This window comes from Allobosea sp. AAP35, from assembly GCF_001295925.1.
Taxonomy (GTDB): domain Bacteria; phylum Pseudomonadota; class Alphaproteobacteria; order Rhizobiales; family Beijerinckiaceae; genus Allobosea.
In genome coordinates, this window is the sequence record NZ_LJHQ01000004.1 from 1 (window position 1) to 23447 (window position 23447).

The window sequence follows — 23447 nt, forward strand, 5'->3', positions numbered from 1 at the left end:
TGAGCCCCAGGACGCCGGCTCGCGCCGCGATCGAATGGGCAAGCCCCATCGAGCCGCGATCGATGCCGGAGAGCGAGATGTTCGCGACTGCGCCACGCCGCGCCTTCAGAAACGGGTAGGCCGCCTTCGTCACAGTGAAGACCGCCGAGAGGTTGAGGTCGATCACCGCATCCCAGCCCCGGCGGCTGATCTCCGTGGCGGGCGCGAAGAACTGCCCACCGGCATTGTTCACGAGAAGATCGATGCCCTGGTCGTCACCAATCCGGTTGACCAAGCCCTCGACCGCCGTCGTGTCCCTGACATTGCAGGGCTCGAACGCGAAGCTGCCGGGCATGCCGGCGCAAAGCCGCGCTGTGTCTTCGAGCATTTCGGCCCTGCGGCCGGTGCCGAATACCGCGACGCCGAGTTCGGCCAGGCGAACCGCGATCGCCCGGCCGATACCGGAGCCTGCGCCGGAGACGAAGGCGGACATGCCCAAGAGCGCCTGTTCATTCAGCACCTTGAACGCGGCCTTGCCGATCTCGCTGGTCATCGTCTCTTCTCCCGGTTTCGTTCGCCGTTTCGGCGTGGCTCGCCGACGCGGGGCGTCGGATCGCGCAGGATGCGCTGCCCGTCGAACAGGGCGGGGAAGGCGGGCACATGCTCGCCCGTCGGCAGTTCGCTGCTGATCGCTCCGGGGCGCAGTCCGCGCAGGCGTGCCAGCGCCTCGACCGGATGTCGGACGGGGCCGGCTGGAATGGCGAGGCGCTCCATCTCGGCCAGCACCTCGGCCTGGGTGCGTCCGGCCGTCCAGTCGGTGACGATGCGCTCGAACTCGGCAGTCGCCGCAAGTCGTTCGGCCAGTGTCGAGGCGCGGCCGCCGACCAGCGGCCCGAGCTTCGCCCAATAGGGATCGAGCCCCCCATAGATGTAGACGTGGCCATCCGCGCAGGGATAGACGCCCGAGGGGGCGGAGGCGCGGTCGCGATTGCCGGTCGGCGCGCCCGGAACCCCGCCCTCGCTGACAAGCAGCGCGGCCGGCCCGAGCAGCATTGCGCCGGCGACCTCCATCATCGAGATGTCGACCAGGCAGCCCTTGCCCTGGCTGCGGGCCGGGTCGAGCAGGGCCATGGCGGTCGAGAGCCCGGCGTAGAGGCCCGAGAAGAAGTCGGTTGGCCAGGAGGTGGAAATCCGAGGCGTGCCGTCCTCCGCGCCATTGAGCCAGGCAAAGCCGCTCTCGCACTGGGCGATCGTGTCCATGCAGGTTCGGTCATCCTGCTGGCCATATCCCGAGATCAGCGTCGCGACGAGACGGGGGTAGCGAGCGCGCAGCGTCGCCGGTTCGAGACCGAGCCGCTTCAACCCGCCCGGCGCCACGTTGCAGACCAGCGCGTCGGCGCTTGCCAGCAGGGCATCGAGTGCTGCGCGACCCTCCTCGCTGCGGGTGTCGATCACCACGCTCGCCTTGGAGGTGTTGAACGAGCGCGAATAGACGCTGCCATGGTCCGTCCCTGGCAGGTGGCGCGAGCCGTCGCCGGTCGCGGTCTCGACCTTGATCACCTCCGCGCCGAAATCGGCGAGGAGTTGGGCTGCGGTCGGCCCGGCGATGAACTGGGCAAACTCGACAACCCGCTTTCCGGCAAGCGGACGCGGTGTCGACATGGCGCTACTCCTGGATCACCCGCTTGGCCTTGTGCACCGTTCGCGGCAGCGTGCCAGACGGCAGCACCTCGACGTGGAAGCGCACCGAGAGCGTCTCGCGCAATTTGGCGGTCAGCGCGTATTCGAGGTCGTCTGGCGCGTCGGCGGTGCGCTCGATGCGCAGCTTCACCCCGGTGAGGAAGCCGGTCCTTCCGTCTTTCACACTGTCGTCGATGACGAGAACATATTCGTTGGTGGTGCCAGGAAAGGCGCGAACAATGTCCTCCACCGCCGACGGGAACAGGTTCACGCCACGAATGATAAGCATATCGTCCGCGCGGCCAAGGACGCCGCCGACCAGCCGGGCATGGGTGCGCCCATCGGGTGTGCCGGCCCGGTCGCGGACCACCACGTCGCCGGTCCACCAGCGAACCAGCGGGCAAGCCTGTTTGTCGAGATGGGTGAGCACCAGCACGCCGCGCTGGCCGTCCTCCACCGGTTGCAGCGTGTCGGGGTCGAGGATCTCGGTGTGGATGTAATCCTCGGCCAATTGCGGACCGAGCTGGAGTGCGGTGTCCCACCCGATCGGTTGGCATTCCAGCGCACCGTAGCAGTCGAACATCTTCGCGCCCCATTGCCGCTCGATGCGCTGGCGCGTGCCGGGGATGCTGGCGCCGGGCTCGCCACCGACGCAGACCATCTCGACCGTCGAGCCGGGCAGGTCGAAGCCCATCTCTTCGGCCGTCTCGGCCAGATGAGCCATGAAGGACGGGGTGCCGATGACGACCTTGGTGCCGTATTGCTGGATCGTCTCGATCTGGCGGCGCGTATCTCCCGAAGAACCCGGGATCACCAGCGCGCCGACGCGCTCGGCGCCGTAGGTCGCGCCCAGCCCGCCGACGAACCAGGCATAGTTGAACATGCATTGGAAGACGTCGCCGCGTCGCAAACCCTGCGCATAGAGATAGCGCGCATAGACATCGGCCCAGCGGTCGAGATCCGGCTTCGTCCAGAGCACGGGGGCAGGCCGGGCCGTGGTGCCGGAGGAGAAGTGCACTCGCGCGGCATCCTTGAGGTCGATCGCGGCGAGCGTGCCGAAGGGCGGCTGCGCGTCGAGGCCGGCGACATAGTCCTGCTTGCGTGTCAGAGGCAGGGCCGCCAGATCGTCCAGACTCTTGAAGTCGCCGGGCTCGAAGCCCGTGTCGCTGAACGTCTTCGCATAATGCCTGCTGCGTTTACCGACGCTTGCGAGCTGCTGCTTGAGGCGGTCGAGCTGGAAGCTCTCGATCCGGTCACGCGACCAGGTCTCGACCTCATCCCAGATCGTGTCCGAATAGGGTCTTGCTTCGGTCATCATGGGACTCGTTCCTTCAGAATGCCGCGCATGGCGTAGTCGGTGAGCGTGGTGGCGATGGCTGTGAGATCTTCGCGCCGCTGCAGCTTGCGCGGGGTGAACCAGACCGTGACCCAATTGAGCGTGCCAAACAGCGGCTTGGTGGCGAGCCGCGGCGGCAGGTCGACGAATTCGCCCGCGCGGATGCCCTGGTCGATGACCTCGGCGAAGAGCTGCTCGTACTCGTCGCGCATGCGCACGATCTGACGGAGGCTCTTGACGTGGCGGGCTGCCTCGGCGGCGAGCAGATTGCGTTCGAGACCCTGCACCGCGACCTTCTGTGTCGCGGACTCGATCATCAGGATCTCGGTGTGACGCAGAGCCATCCGCCGCAGCCGTTGCTCCGGCGTGCCCTCCATTCGCGCCAGCGGTCCGATCTCGGCGAGAAGCAGTTCCATCGCCAAGATCTGGACGTCGAAATAGAGTTCCGCCTTGCTGCGGTAGTAGTGATAGATGCGCCCCTTCGTGGCGCCCAACCGCTCGGCGACAGCATCGATCGTGCTGGCCGCGTAGCCAAACTCCATGAACACCTCCGCGGCGGCACGGATGATCTGGTTGCGCGACTGGCTTGCGTCTTCGGTGACGCGAGAGGTGAGGGCAGGCTGCATGGGGAGCTCTTTCGTCAGGCGGGCGCTCCTTCGGCCGCGATCGCGTTCTCGGCCTCCTTGCGGATGGCGCGTGCGAGCACGAGACGCTGGATCTCGGAAGTGCCCTCATAGATCTCGAGGATGCGCTGATCGCGGTAGAGCCGCTCAACGACGCTGGGCTTACAATAGCCGAAACCGCCCCAGATCTGTACTGCGGCATCGGCTGCGCGATGCGCCACCTCCGAGCCGTAGAGCTTGGCCATCGCACCGAGATCGGCGACGTCTCGCCCTGCATCATAAGCGGCGGCGGCCTCGTAAAGCATCAAGCGGGCAGCCGAGATCTCGACCGCCATGTCGGCGAGCTTGTAGCCGATACCCTGGTTCTCAATGATCGGCTTGCCGAACGCCTCGCGTGAAACCGCGCGTCGCGAGGCTTCGCGGTAACAGGCCAAAGCAAGCCCAAGCGATTGCGCCGCGACCATGATGCGGCCGACGTTCAGCGTCTGGAAGGCAAGCCTCAGCGCGCGGTCGACCTCGCCGATACGGGCCGAGTCCGGCACCAGCGTGTCGAGCTTGAGATTGGAGGTCTGCGTGCCCCGGATGCCCATCTTGTCGGAGAGTTCGTCGATCACGACGCCGTCGGCCTCCTTGTCGACCATGAATGCGGAGATCCCGCGCCCTCCGGCGTCGGGGTCCGTCTTGGCGAAGACGACGTAATAGCGCGCGATCCCGCCGTTCCCGATCCAGTACTTTTCGCCGCGGATGCGCCAGCTCTCGCCCTCGCGCACGGCGGTCGCCGTGATGGCGGCGGCGTCAGAGCCGGTCGAGCGCTCCGATAGGGCGAAGCTGGTCGCGGTGCCCTTCGCCATGGCGCCGAGATAAAACGTCTTCTGGTCCTCCCGGCCGGCGAGCAGCACCGGGAACGCGCCCAACTGGCAGGCGCAGACGATGGCGGCAGTGGAAGAGCAGCCCATGCCGATGGTCTCGACGGCAGCGACCGTCGCGGTCAGGCTCGCTCCGACCCCGCCATAGGCGGCCGGGATGAAGAGGCCTGCAATCCTGCTCTCGACGAGCTTCTCGACGTTTTCCGAGGGGTAGCGCTGGTCCCGGTCGAGCTCCTCGGTGAGCGGCGCGAAATGGGCGGCGGTCAGCTGCGCAGCGGTTGCCCGCCAGCCTTCGGCCTCTTCGGTCAACCGGGGTTGCCAGATCACGGACGTCATGCGTCGGCCTTTCGGGGTCTTGTTTGCGAGGAGGTGTCACCGGCCCGCGCGCGGACCCGGTGACGGGCTTCGGCAAGCGCCTGGACGAGCCCGAACAGCCCGCCTGGCAGATAGGCCAGCACGAGGATGAGAAGGCTGCCGAGGATGATGCGGTCGACATAGCCGCCGAAGGACCAGAATTTTTCCTGGGCGAGGATCAACGCGACGCCGATCAGCGGGCCCAGCAGCAGGCGTCGGCCGATGATGACGACTGCCGTCAGCATCAGGATGAGAAAGTACGTCTCGAGCAGGTCGGCGCTGACATAGGCGCGCTGATAGGCATAGAGCCAGCCGGCCGAGGCCGTGATCGGCGCCGAGAACAGGAACACCTGCAGCCGCGTGCGCTGAGGGTCGATTCCCGACATGGTCGCCAATCGCGGATTGAGATGGACCATGATCGCGGCCTGGCCCAGTCGCGAGCGCCGGAATGACCGCATCACGTAAAGCGTTGCGAGTAGCAGCACGAAGGCAATGGGCCAGAGCTCGACATCGCCGGCGGCGCGGATGCCGAGCCAGCCGATCTCGAAGGCGGGAATGCCGCGCAGCCCATCGGAGCCTCCAATGAACGACCAGTTTGCCGCGACCGTCAGCGCCACGACCGCGACGGCATAGGTGACGAGCGAGAAGACGAATTCGCGCAGCCGCAGGGTGATGAGGCCAAGCACGCCGGCCGCGATCAGCGCAGCGATGATGGTGCCGACCAGCGTGCCGACCGGATCAAGGCCGAGCCGGACCGAAAGCAGGGCGGTGACGTAGGCGCCCACTGCGAAGAAGACGGTATGCGCGAGACTGACCTCACCGAGATCCGACACGATGCTGTCGAGTCCGTAGGACATCACCGCGAAGATCGCGATCAGCACGAGCGCGGCATAGATTGCGGGGCTGCCTCCGAGCAGCACGGGCGCGAAGAAGCCGGCGACGGCCAAGAGTGCCGCCAGCGGCCAGTTCCAGGCGGAGCTCATCAGCGGCCTCCCGGGGCTGCGGCGAGCCCGCCCGGCCGCAATACCAGCACGGAGATCAGAACACCGAAGGCGGCAGCGGTGGCATAGGCGGGAGAGACCAGGGCCCCGAAGAATGCAGTGAACAGGCCAAGCGCGATTCCCGCGACATAGGAGCCGGTGACGCTGCCGATGCCGCCGAGGACGACAACGACAAAGGTGATGATGACCTCGTCGAAGCCCATCGAAGTCAAGATCGGCGTACGCGGCGCCACCAGCGCACCGGCTAGCGCGACGGCCGCCCCCTCGAAAGCGAAGACCGCGAAATAGACCTTCTTGACGTCGATCCCCGCCAGCAGCGCCAGCGGCGGGTCTTCTGCGACCATGCGTGCGGTGCGGCCGATTCCGGTATTGTCGATGACGTATTTGAGGATCGCGAAGAAAGCCATGGCGACCAGAACGATCGCGATGTCCTGCCATGTGAACCAGAGGTCGCCCCAGTAGATGTCGCGCGTCGAGAGCGGCGTCTCCAGGATCTGCCCGGTCGAGCCGAAGATGAGCCCTGCCGCGCCATGCAGCACATAGCCGAAACCCAGCGTCACGATCATGATCGAGACGAGGTCCTGCGCGAGCGTCAGCCGCAGCATCACGCGCTGCATGATGTAACCGACGGCGACGCCGGCCATCATGGCGACGGGGATCGCGGCGAGATAGGGCAGCCCCAGACGCGAGACCGAAAACCAGGTCATGAAGGCGCCGAGCATGTACATCTGGCCGTGGCCGAAGTTCACGAGTCGGGCGACGCCGAGCAGCACCGTCCAGCCGATCGCGATCAGGGCATAGGCATGGCCAAGCACCAGGCCGTTGATGAGCTGTTGCGTCAGGTTCATGCCGCATGCGCTCCCAGATAGGCTTCGGCGATACGGGGATCGTCTCGCATGGTGGCGGCCGGACCCTCCGCAATGACGCTGCCCCGCTCGAGCAGGACGAGACGGTCGACGACCTCGATGGCAGCGCTGACGTTCTGCTCGACGAGCAGCACGGCAAGCCCGTCATCGGCGAGCTGCCTGACGGTCTGCAGGACGGTCGCCACCAGCCGGGGCGCCAGTCCGATCGAGGGTTCGTCGAGCAGCAGTGCAGAGGGACCGAGGCGCAGCGCGCGGGCAATTCCGAGCATCTGGCGCTCGCCGCCCGAAAGCTGCGAGCCGAGATGCCCGCGCCGTTCCTTCAGGCGCGGGAAGAGGTCGTAGATCTCCTCGACCGAATAGGCTTTCCGCCCATCCGGAACCGCACCGATGCTCGCGCTGGCCAGATTCTCTGCCACGCTCATCGTGCCGAAGATCAGCTTGCCCTCCGGGATGAGGAGCAGCCCCTTGCGGACCCGCGCGAAGCTGGGAAGCAATGAAATGTCCTGCCCCTCGAGGATCACCTTGCCGGTGATGCGCGGTCGCCCGCGCGACCAGCCCAGCAGGGAATTGACCAGGGTCGACTTGCCGGCGCCGTTGGCGCCGACCACGCCGACGAGTTCGCCGCGCGCCACCGCAAGATGTGGCACGGCCAGCGCCTGGTTGCCGCCATAGGCGACGACGAGATCGTGGGTTTCGAGAATCGCGCTCATGCCGTGCGCCCCAGATAGGCCTCGAGGACGCGGCGGTCGGTCTGGATTTCGCGGGGCGTCCCCGTTGCGAGCAGCCGGCCCTGGTCGAGCACGACGATTCGGTCGGCGACCCCCATGATCAGGTCCATGTGATGTTCGATCACGACCAGCGCGAGACCTTCATCACGAAGCGCACGCAGCAGGGCGACCAGCTTCACCATGTCGGCGCCGCCGAGACCCGCTGCCGGCTCGTCGAGCATCAGCACGCGCGCGCCCGATCCATACGCCAGAGCGATCGAGAGCAGGCGCTGCGAGCCGTAGGGTATGTTGCCTGGCCGCAAATCATGCAGCTCTTCCGGGATGCCAAAACGCACGAGCACGGCGCGCCCAACCTCGCACGCCTCGCGGCGGGCGGCAGCCTCACGCCAAGGCATCAAGGCCGTCGCGAGAAGGCCCGTTCCGAACCTGTCCTGCATCACGGTCAGCATGTTCTCCGCGACCGTGATGTCATGAAAGAAAGCGTTCTGCTGGAAGGCACGCTTGAGGCCGCGCGCAGCGAGTTGGCTGGCGGGGATCGCCGTCACGTCATCGCCGTCGAGCGCTACGCGGCCGCGCCGGACCGTCATATGCGTCACGGCGTCGTAGCAGGAGCTTTTACCCGCGCCATTCGGGCCGATGATGCCCAGGATCTCTCCGCGGTTGACGTGCCAGCTCACCGCGTCAAGCGCCACGAGCGCCCCATAGGTGACACCCAGTCCCTCGACGCTCAGAAGCGGTGCGTTCGGTGCGGTCATCGGTGTGCGTTGTCCGGTGGCCAGGGGCGAGGGTCTGCCGGAGATGGCTCCGGCAGGCGGTTCGGTCGGGGCGATCGTGCGATGAGGCAAAATCAGCCCTTTGCCGTATCCACCACGAGCTTCTGGCCCTTGACCGTGAAGAGGTAGTGCCGGCTCTTGAGCTGGCCGTTGGGCTCGAACGCCATCTCGCCGAAGATCGTGTTGGCGAAGGTGCCGCCGCGGATGCGGTTGGCGACCGGCTCCTTGTCCAGCGATTTGACCTCGTTGGCAGCCTGAGCCCAGGCCTCGAGCGCCCCTGCGCCCAGTGCCATGAACTTGTCGGGCGTGTACTTGAACATCTCCTCCGTCTTGGCGACGAATTCCTTGTTGCGTGGGTTCGAGGCGAAGGGCTCGACGTCGGGGAAGTAAATGTCGGCTCCGACCAGCCCCTCGGAGGCTTCGCCGGCGATCTTGATCACGCTCGGCGCGATGGTGCCTACGGCTGCGACGAGCTGTCCGGGCAGCCGGCTCTGTGAGGCCTGCCGGATCAGGGCCGGCATGCCGAGACCCTCATTGGCGTTTATCGCGATGGTCACGTCGGGCCTGGCGCCGCGGACATTGGTCAGCGCTACGCGGAAATCCGCCTGGGCGAAGGGGAACTTCTCCTCCGAGACCTTCTCGTAATCATAGTTGAGCTTCTTGAGTTCCGCCTCGATCGAGGCCTGAGCGCCGTTGCCGTAAGCGTCATTCTGCGTGAGGAAAGCGACGCGCTTGGCCTTGGCGATGTTGGCGATGTAATTCGCCATGACCGCCCCGTCCTGCGCGTTCGAGCTGTTCAGCCGGATGGCGAGCTTGTTGCCCTCGCCGGAGAGGATCGGGTCGGCCTTTGAAATCGCCGTGATGTCGAGGATGCCGGCGCGGTTGATGACCGGCTGCATCGCAAGCGTCACCGGGCTGTTCCAACCCTCGATGATCACCGAGACACCTGCCGAGATCAGCTCGTTGGCGCGGGACACGCCGACGGCAGGGACCGATTCGTCGTCACGCGCCATGATCTCGATCTGCCGGCCCATTACGCCGCCCTTCGCATTGATCAGGGCCGCCATGGACTGGATCGCCTGCGTGACATGCTGGCCCTGCGGACCCGCGCCGCCGCTGAGCGGCATGATCACGCCGACCTTGATCGGGCCCGAAGCGCCTTGGGCGAAGGCGGTGCGGCTGGCGAGCAAGCCGGCGGCGGCTCCCAGCAATGCTGTGCGTCGTGTGACGATCAGTTGGTTTGACATGCATTCCTCCCTGGATATTCCGGACTTTTCGTCTCTATCGCGAACATACCGATAGGTATGTCGCCCTGTCAACCGTACCTGTGCCGATGCGGTGGCGGGCGAGGCGTCGTGGAGGTCGACGATGCCGTGTAGGGCAGCATTGCTGCCATAAACTTCGCAGATGCAGCATTTCATGTGATTTGCTGCCTCCCAAATCGCAGGTGAGCCGAAACCGTTGGTAACCTCTGCGCTCGCCTGGCATCTGCAATTGCGATCCAAGGAGCCTCAGAATTGCCCCTTGCAAAACATACCCAAGAGTATCTACCTTTGCCGCCATGTCCGATGACATCCTCTCCAGGCGCGCTGGCGCTCCCGTGCTGTCCGCTGTGGTCGACGGGGTCCTGACCCTGACGATCGAGCGCCCGGAAGCCCGCAACGCGCTCAATCCCGAGATTTTGTCTGCGCTCTCGGGGGCGATGGCGGCTGCGGCACTGGATCCTTCGGTGCGCGTGATCGTGCTGGCCGGCGGCGCCGACTTTTCGGCTGGTGCCGATATCGACGTGATCGCCGGTCACAATCCGGCAAGCTATCTCGCCTCGCCGACGCGCCGTGCATTCGACGCGATCAGGGCCTGCGAGAAGCCGATGATCGCAGCCGTGTCGGGCTACTGCCTCGGCGGTGGCTGCGAACTGGCGCTTGCCTGCGACATCATCATTGCTGCCGATACTGCGGTCTTCGGCCAGCCGGAGATCAATCTCGGCATCATTCCAGGGGCAGGCGGCACGCAGCTGTGGCGTGAGCGGACCGGGTCTGGACTTCAGGCGCTCGCGGCCTTTGAGGGCGGCCTGATCGACGCTTTCGCGGCGCGCCGGTCCGGTCTGGTCGATGCTGTCGTGCGGGCTGAATATCTGGGCGCTCATGTGCGGCGGCGGGCGCGGGCGATGGCGGAAAAGGCGCCGCTGGCCACGGCCACCATCAAAGCGGCACTGCGCGCCCGGGGCCGGATGTCGCTGGACGCCGCGCTCGCCCATGAGGTCGCGCTGATGGCCGGCCTGCTCGCCACCGAGGATGCCAAGGAAGGCACCCGTGCCTTCCTCGAGAAGCGCCCTCCGCGCTACGGAGGTCGTTGATGGCCGGCGAACTGCTTCGGATCGTCATGGACGGCGACGATGCCGCCTTTGCCGCTGCCCTGCGCAAGGCGTTCCGGACGCCCGGGGCCTCGCCAGTCCTGATCGGAGGCGATCTGGGCGCCCTGCTGCACGATGCGAGCAGCGCGGCCGCATGGCTGACGCTGGTCGTCGAGGCGCCCCGTCCGATGATCGCGGATTGCGCCGGGGTCCTGGGCCAGCGCGGGCTTGCCCTGCTGCTCGCCGCCGACGTCGCGAGCCTGAGGCCGGACTCGGCGCTGGCCGAGGGCTGGCGCGATACGCCCGGGCTCGCAGCGCTTGCTGTGCGTCGCGGCGGCCGGAAGCTGGCCCGTGCTCTTCTGCTGGACGCACCCGCGACGCTCGATGATCTGGTGGTGGTCGGTCTGGCGAGCCGGGAGCTGCCAGAGGTTCTCGTGGAGCGCTTCGATGCCGGTTTCGGCAGTCGCAAGCGAGCCCTCAGGGCTGCGCTCGAATTGCCGTTCGCTGAGGCGCTTGCATTCGATCTCACAGGTCTCGACGAGGACGACGCGGCATGAGCACCGATCCTCGCTTCGACGGGCCCGGCCCTGACGATGTCTTCGCCGCAGCGCTGCACGAAGGCCGCATCACCCTGCAGCAGTGCCGGGCCTGCGCCACGACGCGGCACCCCCCCGCGCTGGTCTGCGCGGCGTGCGGTTCGGCCGATCTCGGCTGGATCGAGCCTTCCGGACGCGGCACGGTGTATTCCACGACGACGGTGCGGGAGCGCGATGGCGCCTACAATGTCGCGATCATCGAGCTTGCGGAGGGGGCACGGCTGATGAGCCGGGTCGACGGCATCGCGCCCGAGGCGGTCGCGATCGGCCTTGCCGTGTCGGCCCGGATCGTCGCGGAGCCGCAGCCGCATCTCGTCTTCCACCCTGCGGGAGACGGGGCATGAGCGCGTTGCGTGGCAAGACCGCGATCGTCGGCGTGGGCAACACGAAACGCTGGAACGCGCCGGGGCGGACGCCTTTCGATCAGGCGCAGGAAGCCGCCGTGCTCGCGCTGGAGGATTGCGGGCTCTCCCTGAAGGACGTCGACGGGCTGTTCTGCTCGATCTCCTCCTCGGGCCTGCCGATCCTGAACATGGCGGAGAAGCTCGGTATCAGGCCCCGCCATGCCGACGGGACGATGGTGGGCGGCGCCTCCTTCCTGTTTCACCTGCAATCGGCCGCCTCCGCGCTGGTCCATGGGCTCTGTGACGTGGCCCTCGTGGTCTATGGTTCGAACCAGCTCAGCGCCGGCGGCAAACTCGTCTCGATGCCGGATCCACAGCCCTACGAGGCGCCCTATCGGCCGCGCTATCCGATTTCGAGCTATGCCCTCGCTGCCGCGCGGCACATGCATGATTACGGCACGACCCGCGAGCACCTTGCCGAAGTCGCTCTCGCGGCCAGGGCCTGGGCCAACCTCAACCCGCACGCCTACGCACGCGGCCCGCTGACGCGCGACGAGGTGCTGGCCTCGCGCATGGTCAGCGATCCGCTGACGAAGGCCGATTGCTGCCTCGTGACGGATGGCGGCGCGGCACTGATCCTGACACGGACCGAACGTGCGAAGGATCTGCGTGCGAAGCCGGTCTACCTCCTCGGCACGGGAGCGTGTGTCAGTCACCGCCAGATCGCAGCGATGCCCGACCTCTCGACCACGGCGGCGGTCGAGTCCGGGAGGCTGGCCTATGCCGCCGCAGGCATCGCTGCGCGCGATGTCGATCATGTCATGCTCTACGACGCCTTCACGATCACGACGCTGATGTTCCTCGAGGATCTGGGGTTCTGCGCCAAGGGCGAGGGCGGAGCGTTCGTCGCCAGCGGCGCGATCGCGCCCGGCGGCTCGCTTCCGGTCAACACGAATGGCGGCGGCCTCTCCTGCAATCATCCCGGCATGTACGGGCTCTTCACCGTCATCGAGGCCGCGGAGCAATTGCGCGGCGCCGCCGGGGCCCGGCAGGTCGAGGGCTGCGAGGTCGCGCTGGCGCATGCCAATGGCGGGGTTCTCTCCAGCCAGGCCACCGCGATCCTGGGCACGTCCGCGACGCTTTGACAGGACGAAAGGAGATCACATGAACGAGCAGCCGAACGGCATGTTGACCGGAAAGGTCGCGATCGTCACCGGGGCGGGGCAGGGCGTCGGCCGCGCCATCGCCGAGGGCCTGGCGAAGGCCGGTGCCTCGGTCGTCGTCAACGATGTCGGCGTCACGCTGACCGGAGAAAGCGAAAACGCCTCAGCCGCCGATGAAGCCGCTGCAGCAATTCGCGCAGCCGGCGGGCGGGCCGTCGGCAACCGCGACTCGGTGGTCGAGACCGACAGCGCCAACCGGATCGTCCAGCAGGCACTCGACAGCTTCGGGCGCATCGACATCGTCGTCAACAATGCCGGCATCCTGCGCGACGCCATCTTCCATCGCATGACGCCCGACGAATGGCGCGCTGTCATCGATGTTCATCTGCACGGTTCCTTCAACGTCAGCCGTGCCGCCGCGACCTATTTCCGCCAGCAGGCGAGCGGGTCCTTGATCCATATGACATCAACCGCGGGCCTGATCGGCAATTTCGGGCAGGCGAACTACATGGCTGCCAAGCTTGGAATCGTCGGCCTGTCACGCTCGATTGCGATGGACCTGCAGCGCTTCAACGTCCGCTCCAACTGCATCGCGCCCTTCGCGTGGAGCCGGATGGTCTCCTCGATCCCGACCGAGACCGAGGCCGACAAGATCCGGGTCGCCAAGCTCAAGCAGATGACCCCGGAAAAGATCTCGCCGATGGTCGTCTTCCTCGCCTCGGATGCCGCCAGCGGGGTGTCCGGCCAGGTCTTCGCCGTCCGCAACAACGAGATCTTCCTGATGAGCCAGCCGCGACCTGTGCGTGGCCTGCATCGCGGGGATGGCTGGACGCCGGAGGCGCTGGCCGAGCAGTTGCCGGGTGCGTTCGGCCCCTCTCTGACTCCGTTGGAACGCTCGGCGGACGTGTTCTCCTGGGACCCGGTCTGACCATGGCGCTTGATCCCGGCAAGCTTTACGCGCTCGATTTCCCCGAGATCCGTCAACGCTATTCCTGGCGCGACAGCGTGGTCTACGCGCTCGGACTCGGCTTCGGTCTCGATCCGCTCGACGAGGGGCAACTCGCCTTCGTCGACGAGACAAAGCTCAAGGCCGTGCCGACGATGGCCAATGTGCTTGCCTATCCCGGATTCTGGATGCGCCACCTCGATACCGGCATCGACTGGGTCAAGGTCGTCCATGGCGAGCAGGCGATGACGATGCACCAGCCGCTGCCGCCTGAGGGCGAGATCGTCGGTCGTACGCGCATTGTCGATATCGTCGACAAGGGGCCGGGCAAGGGCGCGCTGGTCTATGCCGAGCGCGAGATCAGGAATGGGGCGGATGGCGTCTTGCTGGCGACCCTGCTCCAGACCGTCTTCTGCCGCGGCGATGGCGGCTTCGGCGGCAAGAGTGAAAGCCCGCGCAGGCCTCACCCCACACCCGACCGGGCTGCGGATCTTTCCATCGCGCTGCCGACCCACCCGCAACTCGCATTGATCTACCGGCTGTCGGGCGACCTCAACCCGCTCCACGCCGACCCGGCGACCGCGGCCAAAGCCGGCTATGAACGGCCGATCCTGCATGGTCTGGCGACCTATGGCATCGCCGGCCATGCCCTGATGAAAGCGCTATGCGGATACGAGCCCGGCCGCTTCCGCGCCATCGACGCCCGCTTTTCGGCACCGGTCTATCCCGGCGAGACGATCACGACCGACATCTGGCGGGAAGGCGAGGGGCAGGCGGCCTTCCGCTGCCGTGTCGCCGACCGCGACGCCACTGTCATCGCCAACGGACGCTTCACCTACGACGCCTGAGACGACAATGAGGGCCGGCTCATGAGGCCGGGCCGGGAGGACGACCATGGATTTCAGCCTGAGCGAGGAGCAGCGCGCGCTCCAGGACAGCGCGCGACGCTTCGCCCGCAATGAACTCGGCCCGCTCGCCATAGAGGTCGAGAAGACCGCCCATCCGGTGCCGCGCGCCTGGATGAAGCGCTATGCCGATCTCGGCTTCTTCGGCATCAACACCCGCGAGGAGCATGGCGGCCTCGGCCTGCCGCTGCTCGACGCGCTGCTGGTGATGGAGGAGTTCGCCAAGGTCTCCGTCGGCGTCGCCTTTCCCGTCTTCGAATGCTGCGCCGGTCCCGTGCGCATCGTCGAGGCTCTGGGTCAGCCCGCACTCGCGCAGCGCGTGGTGCCGCAGGTGGTGGCGGGCGAGATGCTCGTCGCGATCTCGATGTCGGAGCCCGATGCGGGCACCGCGCTCACCGATCTGCGCACGACGGCGCGCTTCGAGGGCGACATGATCGTGATCGACGGTGCCAAGCGCTGGTGCTCGGGCGCCGGCCACTCCGAAGGCTATGTCGTGTTCTGCCGTTTCGACGGCGTGCCAGGCGCCAAGGGTGTCGGCGCCGTCTTCGTTGACCGTGACACGCCTGGCCTCAGCTTCGGCCAGCAGGAAGAGTTGATGGGCTTTCGCGGGGTGCCCTCGGCCGACATGAATTTTGATGCGGTGCGCGTGCCGCGCGAGCAGTTGCTCGTGGGGCCGGGCGGCTTCGGCAGCCTGATGGGCCTGTTCAACATCGAGCGGCTGGGCAACGCGACCATGGCGCTCGGCGTCGCCGCCGGCGCGCTCGAACAGGTCACGACCTACGTTCAGGAGCGCAAGCAGTTCGGCAAGGCGATCGTCGATTTCCAGGCTGTGCAGATCCGGCTCGCCGAGATGGCGATGAAGGTCGAGGCCGCACGGCTCCTGATCCACCGCGCCGCGGCCAATGCCGGCAACGGACTGCCGGCTTCGCGCGAGGCTGCGCTGGCCAAGTGCTTCGTCAACGAGGCGACACGGGAGGTCACGGGAACAGCGCTGCAACTCATGGGCGGTTACGGCTACGCCAAGGAATACGGCATGGAGCGCCGTCTGCGGGATGCCTGGGGTTGGGGCATCGCTGGCGGCGCGATCGACATCCAGAAGGTCAATATCGCAGCGGATCTCGTCGGCCGCCGCTTCGATCAGAGGCGCTGAGCGCGTTGATGCGGCGTGTCCTCATCGCAGGCGCCTCGGGCGTCATCGGCCAGCCGGCGGTGGCCGCCTTCGCCGCCGCGGGCTGGGAGGTGATCGCTGTCTCGCGTCGTCCACCGGATCTGCCTGCCTCGCCCGCATGGCGGCATTTGCCGGTGGATCTGGGCGACCCCGACGCCTGCATCGCTGCCGCGCGGGAGGCCGGGCCGGTCACCCATGTCGTCTACGCCGCTCTCTATGAAAAGCCCGGCCTCGTCGCCGGCTGGCGCGACGAGGAGCAGATGGCGACCAATCTCGCCATGCTGCGCAATCTGATGACGCCGCTGCGCGAGCGCGGCGCGCTCGATCACCTCAGCCTGTTCCAGGGCACCAAGGCCTACGGCGTCCATCTGAAGCCGATCGCCTCGCCGGCGCGCGAGAGTTGGCCGCGCCATCCGCATCGCAACTTCTACTGGCTGCAGGAGGACTGGGCCAAGGAGCACCTGGCCGCGCACGGCACGGCGGTCACCATCTTCCGCCCCCAAGTGGTTTTCGGCGATGCGGCCGGTGTCGCGATGAACATCGTGCCGGTGCTGGGAACTTTCGCCGGCCTGTGCCGGGAGCTCGGCCGGCCCTTCGCCTACCCGGGCGGGCCGGGTTACCTGCTTGAGGCGGTCGACGCGCGGCTCATCGCTCGCGCCCTGCTGTGGGCGGCGGAGGCACAGGGCGCCCGTAACGAGACGTTCAACATCACCAATGGCGACGTGTTTTCCTGGCCCGACATGTGGCCGGTGATCGCGGATGCGCTGGGTCATGCTCCATCGGAGCCGGAGCCGTTGGGGCTCGGCGAATGGCTCCCGGCGCAGGAGCAGATCTGGGCGCGCGTCGTCGCGCGGCACGGACTTCGACCATCGTCACTGGCCGCGCTTCTCGGCCAGTCGCACCATTACGCCGACTTCACGATGGCGACGGGCGCGATCCGGCCGCCGCCGCCAGCGCTGGTCAGCACGATCAAGCTGCGCGAGTCCGGCTTTGCAGACTGCATCGACACCGAGCGGATGTTCCGCGAGCTGATCGGGGCGCTGATCGCCCGCCGGGTCATCCCTGGACCGGAGAAGGAGAGACGCCGATGACAACCCGCCGCTGGGTCAACCGTCCCGAAGGCTCGAATTGGGGCGATTTCGGCCCCGACGACCAGATCGGCAGGCTCAACCTGTTGACTCCGGAGCGACGCCGCGCCGCAGCCGCCGAGATCCGGGAGGGCATGGCCTTTGCCCTTAGCCTGCCGCTTGATTACCCCGGCGGCAACGAGTTGTTTTCGCTGCGGCGCGAGCCGGTCTTCCGCCACGAGAAGCGCGGTGACGGTCACAACTTCAACTTTCGCCTCTCCCATGTCTGCAGCGAGTTTTGCGACGTCGTGTCGGACGATGCGGTGCTGATCTACCTGCAATACTCGACACAATGGGATGGCTTTGGCCATGTCGGCCAGATGTTTGACGCCGACGGCGATGGGGTGGCGGAAAAGGTCTACTACAACGGCTATCGCGGCGGCATCGACATTGTGGGACCTGACGATGCCGAGCGCGGCTTCGGCGCCCATAAGCTTGGCATCGAGAACTTTGCCATTGCCGGCGTGCAGGGACGCGGGGTGCTTGTCGACCTGGAGGCAACCTACGGGCGACAGCGCGCGCTGATCGGCTATGACGAGTTGATGCGCCAGCTCGACGTGCAGAAGGTCACGGTCGAGACCGGCGATTTCCTGTGCCTGTATACCGGCTTTGCCGACCTCATCCTCGAGATGAACCGGAAGCCGGATGGGGACGTGCTCTCGCGCTCCTGTGCGGTCCTCGACGGGCGCGATACCCGCCTGCTTGACTGGATCACACAGTCGGGGCTGGTGGCGATCTGCGCCGATAATTTCGCGGTCGAGGCGTATCCGGCGCGGCCGGCGGTGGGCGAGAGCTTCCCTGGCCTGCCGTTGCACAATCACTGCCTGTTCAAGCAGGGCATCCATCTCGGAGAGCTCTGGTACTTTGCCGAGCTGGCCCAATGGCTGCGCGCCAATGGGCGCTGGCGATTTATGCTGACGGCACCACCGCTGCGGCTTCCGGGGGCGGTGGGCTCTCCCGTGACGCCCATTGCGACCGTCTAGATCGCCACACAAGGGGATCTGAAGGCCGTGAAAATCGAGCTTGGAAATCAGAGTCTGTTCGAAAGTGGACACACCCGTAGCGCCAGACATGGCCCTCGAAAATCTGGTTGACCAAGGTCCACCACTGCGCTGCGCGAAAGAGCCTCGGTGATCTCAAAAACAGTCAAATTCCCACGACAATGTCGTTCTTTGGCTCGTTTTGAGAGTGTCTCAGAACCCCAGTGCCCAGCCACTTTGGTGGCTGGGGTACTTAAGTCACTGAGATTGCTCGCGGCGCCGAAGCGGACTACACATCTTGGCCTCACGCTCCCTTCTGAACGGAAGCCACGCCATGTCCGCCAGCCAGACCAAGCCGATCGACCTGTATTACTGGCCCACTCCGAACGGGCACAAGATCAGCATCATGCTGGAGGAATGCGGGCTGCCCTATCAGATCGTGCCGGTGAACATTGGCAAGGGCGACCAGTTCAAGCCGGAATTCCTGGCGATTTCGCCCAATAACCGCATGCCCGCGATCATCGACCCGGAAGGCCCGGACGGCCAGCCGATCTCGGTCTTCGAATCGGGGGCGATCCTGCAATATCTCGGTCGCAAGACCGGCCAGTTCTACCCGACCGACGAGCGCGCCCGCGTCTGCGTCGACGAGTGGCTGTTCTGGCAGATGGGCGGCTTCGGGCCGATGCTGGGCCAGACCCATCATTTCCGCATCTACGCGCCCGAGCCAGTGCCCTATGCCATCGAGCGCTACACCAATGAGAGCAACCGGCTCTATGGCGTGCTGAACCGGCGGCTCGAGGGGCGCGACTACATCTGCGGCGATTATTCGATCGCCGACATGGCCTGCATCGGCTGGGCCCGCGGCTGGGAAAAGCAGGGCCAGGATCTCACCCACTTCCCCCATGTCGCGCGCTGGCTCGACACCATGATGGCGCGCCCGGCCGTAGTGCGCGGCCTCAAGGTCGGCGAGGAACTGCGCAACCCTGCCGGCATCAGCACGCCGGAGGAGAAGGCGATCCTGTTCGGACAGAAGGCACGCTGATCTAGACCGACACCTGCGTCGTCGTCCTTGCCAAGCCGCGCAGCGGCGCAGGCCGGGATCCATCATGGGGCTGCGGCGGTGCTCGATGATGGATCCCGGCCGACCTGCGGCCGTCCAGGATGACGGGTTCAGTGCCCCTCGGCGCCGCCGCTCAGTTCGCGCGGTTCCAGACCACCGAGCGGCAGATCAATCCGCCGAGCACGCAGCCGGAGGTGGTCAGCCTGTCGCCGGCGAGCGTCATCGTGCCGGAATAGGTCTTGCCGTCTTCCGGGTTGAAGGCGCTGCCGCTCCATTTGCCGTCGCCCGAGGGCTTCATGTCGTAGAAGATCCGCTGGCCGACCTTGGCCGGTCCGGATGTATCCTTGAGCCAAGCGAGTGTGCCGCATATCGCCTCGCCGCATTTGGCAAAACGCACGCGCGAAGCGCCGCTGTCGCGCAGCCAGGTTCCCGCGACATCCTGGGCGATAGCCGCACCGCTCGATGCGAACCCGAGGGCGATGAGGCTGAAGGCGGCAAGTCCGGCGCGGCGGCCGTTGCATCCGATCGACATGGCAATCCTCCCTGTTCGACCATGCTATGCTGCATGGTTCACATATGAACTATACCGAGGCGCTGCCGCCGTCAAAGGCCGCCGCAGCGGGGAAGGATGCAGGCGCCCCGGGCGGTCATCCCTGCGGGCTTCCCGGCGGAAGGGTGAATCCTCCGTCAACGAACCTGGCGGCATTCGCCGCATGAACCCTTGAAAAGATGAGGGTTTTCGGGTTTCGAGGATGAATCGTCGGTTGATTTAACCGCTCGCTCATCTCTCGTTGAGTTTCGATTCATCGCGAATTTTAGCGCCAAATTTAAGCGTCGGCGATCATTCTCGTCATCACAAGCCGGGGCCTTTGGACGGGTGGACGGCGGCGAAAACAAAAGGGTGGTTGTCATGGCACGCATGGAAATGAGCGCGGTTCCCGCTTCTCTGGTGGTCCCCAGCGAGGCGTCGGCGCAGGCCTATTACGAACTCGGGCTGATGTATGCGGTCGGCCGGGGTATCCCGGTGGATCTGGTCGCCGCCCAGAAATGGTTCAACGTCGCCCAGGCGCGCGGCTGCGGCCGGGCCGCCGCCCACCGCCAGGAACTGGCGCTGGAGATGACGCGCGACCAGGTCGCCCAGGCCCTGCGCGAGGCCCGCAGCTTCCTGACGCGCCACTGAAGCGCCCGACGCGTCGGGCGTGCGGACGAGCCTTGTGGGGCGGGGAGGGCGCGGCTATAAGCGCGCCACATTCTTCCCGAGTGACCCAAGGATCGACCGATGGCTGTTCAGCGTACCTTTTCCATTCTCAAGCCCGATGCGACCCGTCGCAACCTCACCGGCGCGGTCAACGCGGTGATCGAGAAGGCTGGCCTGCGCATCGTCGCCCAGAAGCGCATCCACCTGACCAAGGCTCAGGCCGAGACCTTCTATGCGGTTCATTCCGCGCGCCCCTTCTTCGGCGAGCTCGTCGAGTTCATGACCTCAGGCCCCGTGGTCGTGCAGGTTCTCGAGGGTGAAGACGCCATCGCCAAGTATCGCGACGTGATGGGCGCCACCAACCCGGCCAATGCCGCCGAGGGCACCATCCGCAAGCTCTTCGCCGAATCCGTGGGTGAGAACACCGCTCATGGCTCGGATGCACCCGAGGCCGCCGCGGTCGAGATCGCGCAGTTCTTTGCCGGCAACGAGATCGTCGGCTGATCGCAAAGCCTAAGCGGCTTTTCCGGATTGAAGGGGGCGGGTCGCAAACGACCCGCCCCCTTTTTTTGTCCGTGGCGCCGGTTACGGACCGCGCGTAACGCGCCGGCAACCACTCCGATCTAGAGAATCGTCGCGCCGAAATTGCGCTCAGGGTCCATTTCCAGCACGAGCCTGCCCGTCGGTTCGGCGGCCGGTCCGCCGCTGCGCGACAGCCAACGGCCTGAGCCGGGCTTGGCGCGGAGCGTGCCGTCGCTGACGATGACTTCGCCGCGGCGGATCACCGTTTCCGGCCAGCCTGTCACCGTGTAGCCGGCAAATGGTGTGAAGCCGGTGAGGTCGTGCATCGTCGCGTCGGTGATCGTGACCGTCCGGTCGGGGTCCCAGATCGCGATGTCGGCGTCGAAGCCGGGCTGGATCGCGCCCTTGCCCGGCAGATTGTAGATTCTCGCCGGCGCGGTCGCAGTCAGATCGACGAAGGCTTCCAGCCCGCGCCCGGCGAATTCCGGCCGGCCCTGCGAGACCAGGGCGTCGAACAGCAGCGGCAGGCGGGTTTCGAGCCCCGGAAGCCCATTGGCGATTTGCTTGAAATTGGGGCTGGGCCCGGCGGAGAGCTTGCCGCTCTCGTCGAAGCGATAGGGCGCGTGGTCGGAGGAGACGGTCTGGATGTCGCCCAGCGCCAGCGCCTGCCAGAGGGCGTCCTGGTCGGCGGTCTCGCGCGGCGGCGGCGAGCACATCCATTTGGCGCCTTCGAGGCCGGGCTTGTCGAGATCGGCCTTGGTCATGAACAGATACTGCGGGCAGGTCTCGGCGAAGACCTTGAGGCCCTGGCCGCGCGCCTGACGGATCACGGCGGCGCCCTCTGCGGTCGAGACGTGGAAGATCATGATCGGCTGGTCGATCAAAGCGGCCTGGGTGATCAGCCGGGTGAAGGCCTCCGATTCCGAACCGCGCGGATGGCTGATGGAATGGAATTTCGGCGCGGTGTAGCCGCGCTCGACCAGCTTCTTGCCCATCCACGAGATCATGCCGTGGTTCTCGGCATGGACGCAGATCAGGGCGCGGTGCTGGCGCGCGGTCAGCATCAAGTCGAGCAGCGGCTCGTCATCGACCTTGATCAGGTCGTAGGTCATGAAGACCTTGATCGAGGCGTGCCCTTCCTTGATCAGTTCCGGCAGGTCTTCCTTGATCGTCTTCTCGTCCGGGTTGGCGACGATCATGTGGAAGGCGTAGTCGATCAGCGCGCCGCGCTTCGCCAGCGCCGCATAGTCGTCGACGACCTCGCGGAGATCCAGGCCGCGATGCTGTGCGGCGAAGGAGACCAGCGTCGTGTTGCCGCCGAAGGCCGCCGAGGTCGTGGCGCTTTCGAAGGTGTCGGCGTTCATCAACCCGCCGGCCGAGACCTGCTCGACATGGGCATGGGTGTCGATGCCGCCTGGCACGACAATCTTGCCGGTCGCGTCGATCTCGGACGCACCCGCGCCGAGACCTGTCCCGATCGCCGCGATCGTGCCGTCCTTGACCGCGACATCGGCGACGAAACAGCCGGTCGCGGTGCCCACCGTGCCGCCGCGAATGACCAGATCATAGGCGAGGTCCTGAGGCTGCGGGGGCATGATGGTCTCCTTGGCGAATGTGGTGATGACAGCGTGACAGACGGGCTGTTGGCATGGACCATAGCAAAGCCCCGGCCAACAGCGACGCCGCCGGGCGCAGGGCCATGATCTCCTGGCGCAGGGTCTGCTCTTCGAACGCTGGGGCGCAAGCCCGCTTGCCAGCCGCCGCGAACACCGCTCTATCGCTGAGCATGACGATGACGCTGCAGGACGGACGCCACCCATGACCGTTTCCAAACGCGACGACGCGGTGCTGACGCTGGCGACGCTGGGTTGGTCGGAGTTCTTCGCCGGGCAATGCGGCCCCGACGACGCCGGGCTGTTGCCGGTGCGCGTCGCAACCGTGCATCGCGCCCGGATGAGCGCGATCGCGCCGCAAGGCCCGATCCGGCTCGAACTGCCGGTCCATTCCAACACCGGCGACTACACGGTCGGCGACTGGGTGCTGGTCGAGCCCGGCAGATATCTGCTGCGCCGCCTGCTCGATCGGCGCACCGTGCTGGCGCGCCGCACCGAGGGCAGCAGGATGCCGCAATATGCCGGCGCCAATATCGACACGCTGTTCATCGTCACCTCCTGCAATGCCGATTTCAACGTGGCGCGGCTGGAGCGCTATCTCGCGCTTGCCAATGAAAGTGGCGCGGAGCCGGTGATCCTGCTGACCAAGGCCGATCTCGCCGCCGATCCGGAGACCTATCGCGCGCAGGCCGCGGCGCTGCAGCGCGAATTGCCGGTGGTGACCGTCAACCCGCTGGGAGACGATGTCGAAACCGTGCTCGCGCCCTGGTGCGGGGCGGGGCGCACCGTGGCGCTGGTCGGCTCGTCTGGCGTCGGCAAATCAACGCTGGTCAATGCGCTGGCCGGGCATGAGCGCGAGGACGAGCAGCAGACCGGCGACATCCGCGCCCATGACGCCAAGGGCCGCCACACCACGACCTCGCGCTCGCTGCATGCGATCGCCGGGGGCGGCTGGGTCATCGATACGCCGGGCATGCGGACCCTCCATGTCAGCGATGCGGCGTCCGGCCTCGACACGCTCTTCGCCGAGATCAGCGAACTGACCCATCTCTGCCGCTTCCGCGACTGCACCCATGAGCACGAGCCCGGCTGCGCCGTGCAGGAGGCGGTGAAGCAGGGTCGCATCGACCCCGACCGCCTGGCGCGCTGGCGCAAGCTCGATGCCGAGAACACGGCCAAGACGCCGGATCCGAAAGGGGCCAGGGGCAGACGACGCTGAGCGGAAGCGCGCGCGTGCAGGCCGGCACCGCTTTCGTCTGGCGACAC

25 protein-coding genes are annotated in these 23447 nt (G+C 66.5%); 13 read left to right on the forward strand and 12 right to left on the reverse strand.

Going from position 1 to position 23447, the window contains the following annotated elements; translation table 11 throughout:
- From IP69_RS03545 to IP69_RS03590, 10 genes are all read right to left on the reverse strand, one after another.
- Positions 1 to 532: SDR family NAD(P)-dependent oxidoreductase (locus IP69_RS03545; RefSeq protein ID WP_156323270.1), on the reverse strand; the 532-nt coding region annotated here is incomplete at its 3' end.
- The gene (locus IP69_RS03550; protein ID WP_054141451.1) at positions 529 to 1641 is read right to left on the reverse strand and encodes a CoA transferase; all 1113 of its coding nucleotides are present in this window, start codon (positions 1639 to 1641) and stop codon (positions 529 to 531) included. The genes IP69_RS03550 and IP69_RS03545, both read right to left, overlap by 4 nt.
- Before the next feature lie 4 nt (positions 1642 to 1645).
- Positions 1646 to 2977 carry an AMP-binding protein gene (locus tag IP69_RS03555; protein WP_082358918.1) on the reverse strand — a complete coding sequence of 444 codons (1332 nt, stop codon included), beginning with the start codon at positions 2975 to 2977 and terminating at the stop codon, positions 1646 to 1648.
- Positions 2974 to 3621, reverse strand: coding sequence for a TetR/AcrR family transcriptional regulator (locus tag IP69_RS03560; RefSeq protein ID WP_197279654.1), 648 nt, complete (start codon positions 3619 to 3621; stop codon positions 2974 to 2976). Before IP69_RS03560 ends, IP69_RS03555 begins: the two co-directional genes overlap by 4 nt.
- Before the next feature lie 14 nt (positions 3622 to 3635).
- A complete protein-coding gene (locus IP69_RS03565) occupies positions 3636 to 4820 on the reverse strand; it encodes an acyl-CoA dehydrogenase family protein (RefSeq protein WP_054141452.1) in 1185 nt (394 codons plus the stop codon).
- Positions 4817 to 5821, reverse strand: a complete 1005-nt coding sequence (locus IP69_RS03570; protein WP_082358921.1) for a branched-chain amino acid ABC transporter permease — start codon at positions 5819 to 5821, stop codon at positions 4817 to 4819. Before IP69_RS03570 ends, IP69_RS03565 begins: the two co-directional genes overlap by 4 nt.
- Entirely contained in the window at positions 5821 to 6687 is an 867-nt protein-coding gene (locus tag IP69_RS03575; RefSeq protein WP_054141453.1) for a branched-chain amino acid ABC transporter permease, read from the reverse strand. Before IP69_RS03575 ends, IP69_RS03570 begins: the two co-directional genes overlap by 1 nt.
- Positions 6684 to 7415 carry an ABC transporter ATP-binding protein gene (locus IP69_RS03580; RefSeq protein ID WP_054141454.1) on the reverse strand — a complete coding sequence of 244 codons (732 nt, stop codon included), beginning with the start codon at positions 7413 to 7415 and terminating at the stop codon, positions 6684 to 6686. The genes IP69_RS03575 and IP69_RS03580 overlap by 4 nt, the downstream gene beginning before the upstream one ends.
- Positions 7412 to 8188: an ATP-binding cassette domain-containing protein gene (locus tag IP69_RS03585; protein WP_054141455.1), complete on the reverse strand. Its 777-nt coding sequence runs from the start codon at positions 8186 to 8188 to the stop codon at positions 7412 to 7414. Before IP69_RS03585 ends, IP69_RS03580 begins: the two co-directional genes overlap by 4 nt.
- Positions 8189 to 8280: 92 nt before the next feature.
- Entirely contained in the window at positions 8281 to 9453 is a 1173-nt protein-coding gene (locus IP69_RS03590) for an ABC transporter substrate-binding protein (RefSeq protein ID WP_082358924.1), read from the reverse strand.
- Between the two features lie 353 nt (positions 9454 to 9806).
- On the opposite strand from IP69_RS03590, the gene IP69_RS03595 reads away from it, so the two are divergent.
- From IP69_RS03595 to IP69_RS03640, 10 genes are all read left to right on the forward strand, one after another.
- Positions 9807 to 10562, forward strand: coding sequence for an enoyl-CoA hydratase-related protein (locus tag IP69_RS03595; RefSeq protein ID WP_197279656.1), 756 nt, complete (start codon positions 9807 to 9809; stop codon positions 10560 to 10562).
- Positions 10562 to 11116 carry a hypothetical protein gene (locus IP69_RS03600; RefSeq protein WP_054141457.1) on the forward strand — a complete coding sequence of 185 codons (555 nt, stop codon included), beginning with the start codon at positions 10562 to 10564 and terminating at the stop codon, positions 11114 to 11116. Before IP69_RS03595 ends, IP69_RS03600 begins: the two co-directional genes overlap by 1 nt.
- The gene (locus tag IP69_RS03605) at positions 11113 to 11499 is read left to right on the forward strand and encodes an OB-fold domain-containing protein (protein WP_054141458.1); all 387 of its coding nucleotides are present in this window, start codon (positions 11113 to 11115) and stop codon (positions 11497 to 11499) included. The genes IP69_RS03600 and IP69_RS03605 overlap by 4 nt, the downstream gene beginning before the upstream one ends.
- Positions 11496 to 12644: a thiolase gene (locus IP69_RS03610; protein ID WP_054141459.1), complete on the forward strand. Its 1149-nt coding sequence runs from the start codon at positions 11496 to 11498 to the stop codon at positions 12642 to 12644. The genes IP69_RS03605 and IP69_RS03610 overlap by 4 nt, the downstream gene beginning before the upstream one ends.
- A 19-nt stretch (positions 12645 to 12663) precedes the next feature.
- Positions 12664 to 13590: an SDR family oxidoreductase gene (locus IP69_RS03615; protein ID WP_197279658.1), complete on the forward strand. Its 927-nt coding sequence runs from the start codon at positions 12664 to 12666 to the stop codon at positions 13588 to 13590.
- A gap of 2 nt (positions 13591 to 13592) precedes the next feature.
- Positions 13593 to 14456, forward strand: a complete 864-nt coding sequence (locus IP69_RS03620; RefSeq protein ID WP_054141460.1) for a MaoC family dehydratase — start codon at positions 13593 to 13595, stop codon at positions 14454 to 14456.
- A gap of 46 nt (positions 14457 to 14502) precedes the next feature.
- On the forward strand, positions 14503 to 15663 hold the full coding sequence (locus tag IP69_RS03625) for an acyl-CoA dehydrogenase family protein (protein ID WP_054141461.1): 1161 nt from the start codon (positions 14503 to 14505) through the stop codon (positions 15661 to 15663).
- 8 nt (positions 15664 to 15671) lie between these two features.
- A complete protein-coding gene (locus IP69_RS03630) occupies positions 15672 to 16772 on the forward strand; it encodes an NAD-dependent epimerase/dehydratase family protein (RefSeq protein WP_054141462.1) in 1101 nt (366 codons plus the stop codon).
- Positions 16769 to 17791, forward strand: coding sequence for a cyclase family protein (locus IP69_RS03635; protein WP_054141463.1), 1023 nt, complete (start codon positions 16769 to 16771; stop codon positions 17789 to 17791). Before IP69_RS03630 ends, IP69_RS03635 begins: the two co-directional genes overlap by 4 nt.
- A 331-nt stretch (positions 17792 to 18122) precedes the next feature.
- Positions 18123 to 18830, forward strand: coding sequence for a glutathione S-transferase N-terminal domain-containing protein (locus IP69_RS03640; RefSeq protein ID WP_054141464.1), 708 nt, complete (start codon positions 18123 to 18125; stop codon positions 18828 to 18830).
- Positions 18831 to 18981: 151 nt separating this feature from the next.
- Here IP69_RS03640 and IP69_RS03645 read toward each other — a convergent pair whose 3' ends face one another.
- Positions 18982 to 19380: a DUF2147 domain-containing protein gene (locus tag IP69_RS03645; protein WP_054141465.1), complete on the reverse strand. Its 399-nt coding sequence runs from the start codon at positions 19378 to 19380 to the stop codon at positions 18982 to 18984.
- 378 nt (positions 19381 to 19758) lie between these two features.
- On the opposite strand from IP69_RS03645, the gene IP69_RS03650 reads away from it, so the two are divergent.
- A complete protein-coding gene (locus tag IP69_RS03650; RefSeq protein WP_248306693.1) occupies positions 19759 to 20028 on the forward strand; it encodes an SEL1-like repeat protein in 270 nt (89 codons plus the stop codon).
- 99 nt (positions 20029 to 20127) lie between these two features.
- Entirely contained in the window at positions 20128 to 20550 is a 423-nt protein-coding gene (gene ndk / locus IP69_RS03655) for a nucleoside-diphosphate kinase (RefSeq protein WP_054141467.1), read from the forward strand.
- A gap of 119 nt (positions 20551 to 20669) precedes the next feature.
- Here the strand turns inward: ndk and hydA are convergent, their stop codons facing one another.
- On the reverse strand, positions 20670 to 22163 hold the full coding sequence (gene hydA, locus IP69_RS03660) for a dihydropyrimidinase (RefSeq protein ID WP_054141468.1): 1494 nt from the start codon (positions 22161 to 22163) through the stop codon (positions 20670 to 20672).
- Positions 22164 to 22386: 223 nt separating this feature from the next.
- On the opposite strand from hydA, the gene rsgA reads away from it, so the two are divergent.
- Positions 22387 to 23400: a ribosome small subunit-dependent GTPase A gene (gene rsgA, locus IP69_RS03665; protein WP_054141469.1), complete on the forward strand. Its 1014-nt coding sequence runs from the start codon at positions 22387 to 22389 to the stop codon at positions 23398 to 23400.
- The last annotated feature ends 47 nt before the right edge of the window (positions 23401 to 23447 follow it).

Coding starts and splice junctions, on each gene's coding strand:
- IP69_RS03550 (WP_054141451.1), bottom strand. CDS start 1,641: ATGTCGACACCGCGTCCGCTTGCCGGAAAGCGGGTTGTCGAGTTTGCC.
- IP69_RS03555 (WP_082358918.1), bottom strand. CDS start 2,977: ATGATGACCGAAGCAAGACCCTATTCGGACACGATCTGGGATGAGGTC.
- IP69_RS03560 (WP_197279654.1), bottom strand. CDS start 3,621: ATGCAGCCTGCCCTCACCTCTCGCGTCACCGAAGACGCAAGCCAGTCG.
- IP69_RS03565 (WP_054141452.1), bottom strand. CDS start 4,820: ATGACGTCCGTGATCTGGCAACCCCGGTTGACCGAAGAGGCCGAAGGC.
- IP69_RS03570 (WP_082358921.1), bottom strand. CDS start 5,821: ATGAGCTCCGCCTGGAACTGGCCGCTGGCGGCACTCTTGGCCGTCGCC.
- IP69_RS03575 (WP_054141453.1), bottom strand. CDS start 6,687: ATGAACCTGACGCAACAGCTCATCAACGGCCTGGTGCTTGGCCATGCC.
- IP69_RS03580 (WP_054141454.1), bottom strand. CDS start 7,415: ATGAGCGCGATTCTCGAAACCCACGATCTCGTCGTCGCCTATGGCGGC.
- IP69_RS03585 (WP_054141455.1), bottom strand. CDS start 8,188: ATGACCGCACCGAACGCACCGCTTCTGAGCGTCGAGGGACTGGGTGTC.
- IP69_RS03590 (WP_082358924.1), bottom strand. CDS start 9,453: ATGTCAAACCAACTGATCGTCACACGACGCACAGCATTGCTGGGAGCC.
- IP69_RS03600 (WP_054141457.1), top strand. CDS start 10,562: ATGGCCGGCGAACTGCTTCGGATCGTCATGGACGGCGACGATGCCGCC.
- IP69_RS03605 (WP_054141458.1), top strand. CDS start 11,113: ATGAGCACCGATCCTCGCTTCGACGGGCCCGGCCCTGACGATGTCTTC.
- IP69_RS03610 (WP_054141459.1), top strand. CDS start 11,496: ATGAGCGCGTTGCGTGGCAAGACCGCGATCGTCGGCGTGGGCAACACG.
- IP69_RS03615 (WP_197279658.1), top strand. CDS start 12,664: ATGAACGAGCAGCCGAACGGCATGTTGACCGGAAAGGTCGCGATCGTC.
- IP69_RS03620 (WP_054141460.1), top strand. CDS start 13,593: ATGGCGCTTGATCCCGGCAAGCTTTACGCGCTCGATTTCCCCGAGATC.
- IP69_RS03625 (WP_054141461.1), top strand. CDS start 14,503: ATGGATTTCAGCCTGAGCGAGGAGCAGCGCGCGCTCCAGGACAGCGCG.
- IP69_RS03630 (WP_054141462.1), top strand. CDS start 15,672: ATGCGGCGTGTCCTCATCGCAGGCGCCTCGGGCGTCATCGGCCAGCCG.
- IP69_RS03635 (WP_054141463.1), top strand. CDS start 16,769: ATGACAACCCGCCGCTGGGTCAACCGTCCCGAAGGCTCGAATTGGGGC.
- IP69_RS03640 (WP_054141464.1), top strand. CDS start 18,123: ATGTCCGCCAGCCAGACCAAGCCGATCGACCTGTATTACTGGCCCACT.
- IP69_RS03645 (WP_054141465.1), bottom strand. CDS start 19,380: ATGTCGATCGGATGCAACGGCCGCCGCGCCGGACTTGCCGCCTTCAGC.
- IP69_RS03650 (WP_248306693.1), top strand. CDS start 19,759: ATGGCACGCATGGAAATGAGCGCGGTTCCCGCTTCTCTGGTGGTCCCC.
- ndk (WP_054141467.1), top strand. CDS start 20,128: ATGGCTGTTCAGCGTACCTTTTCCATTCTCAAGCCCGATGCGACCCGT.
- hydA (WP_054141468.1), bottom strand. CDS start 22,163: ATGCCCCCGCAGCCTCAGGACCTCGCCTATGATCTGGTCATTCGCGGC.
- rsgA (WP_054141469.1), top strand. CDS start 22,387: ATGACCGTTTCCAAACGCGACGACGCGGTGCTGACGCTGGCGACGCTG.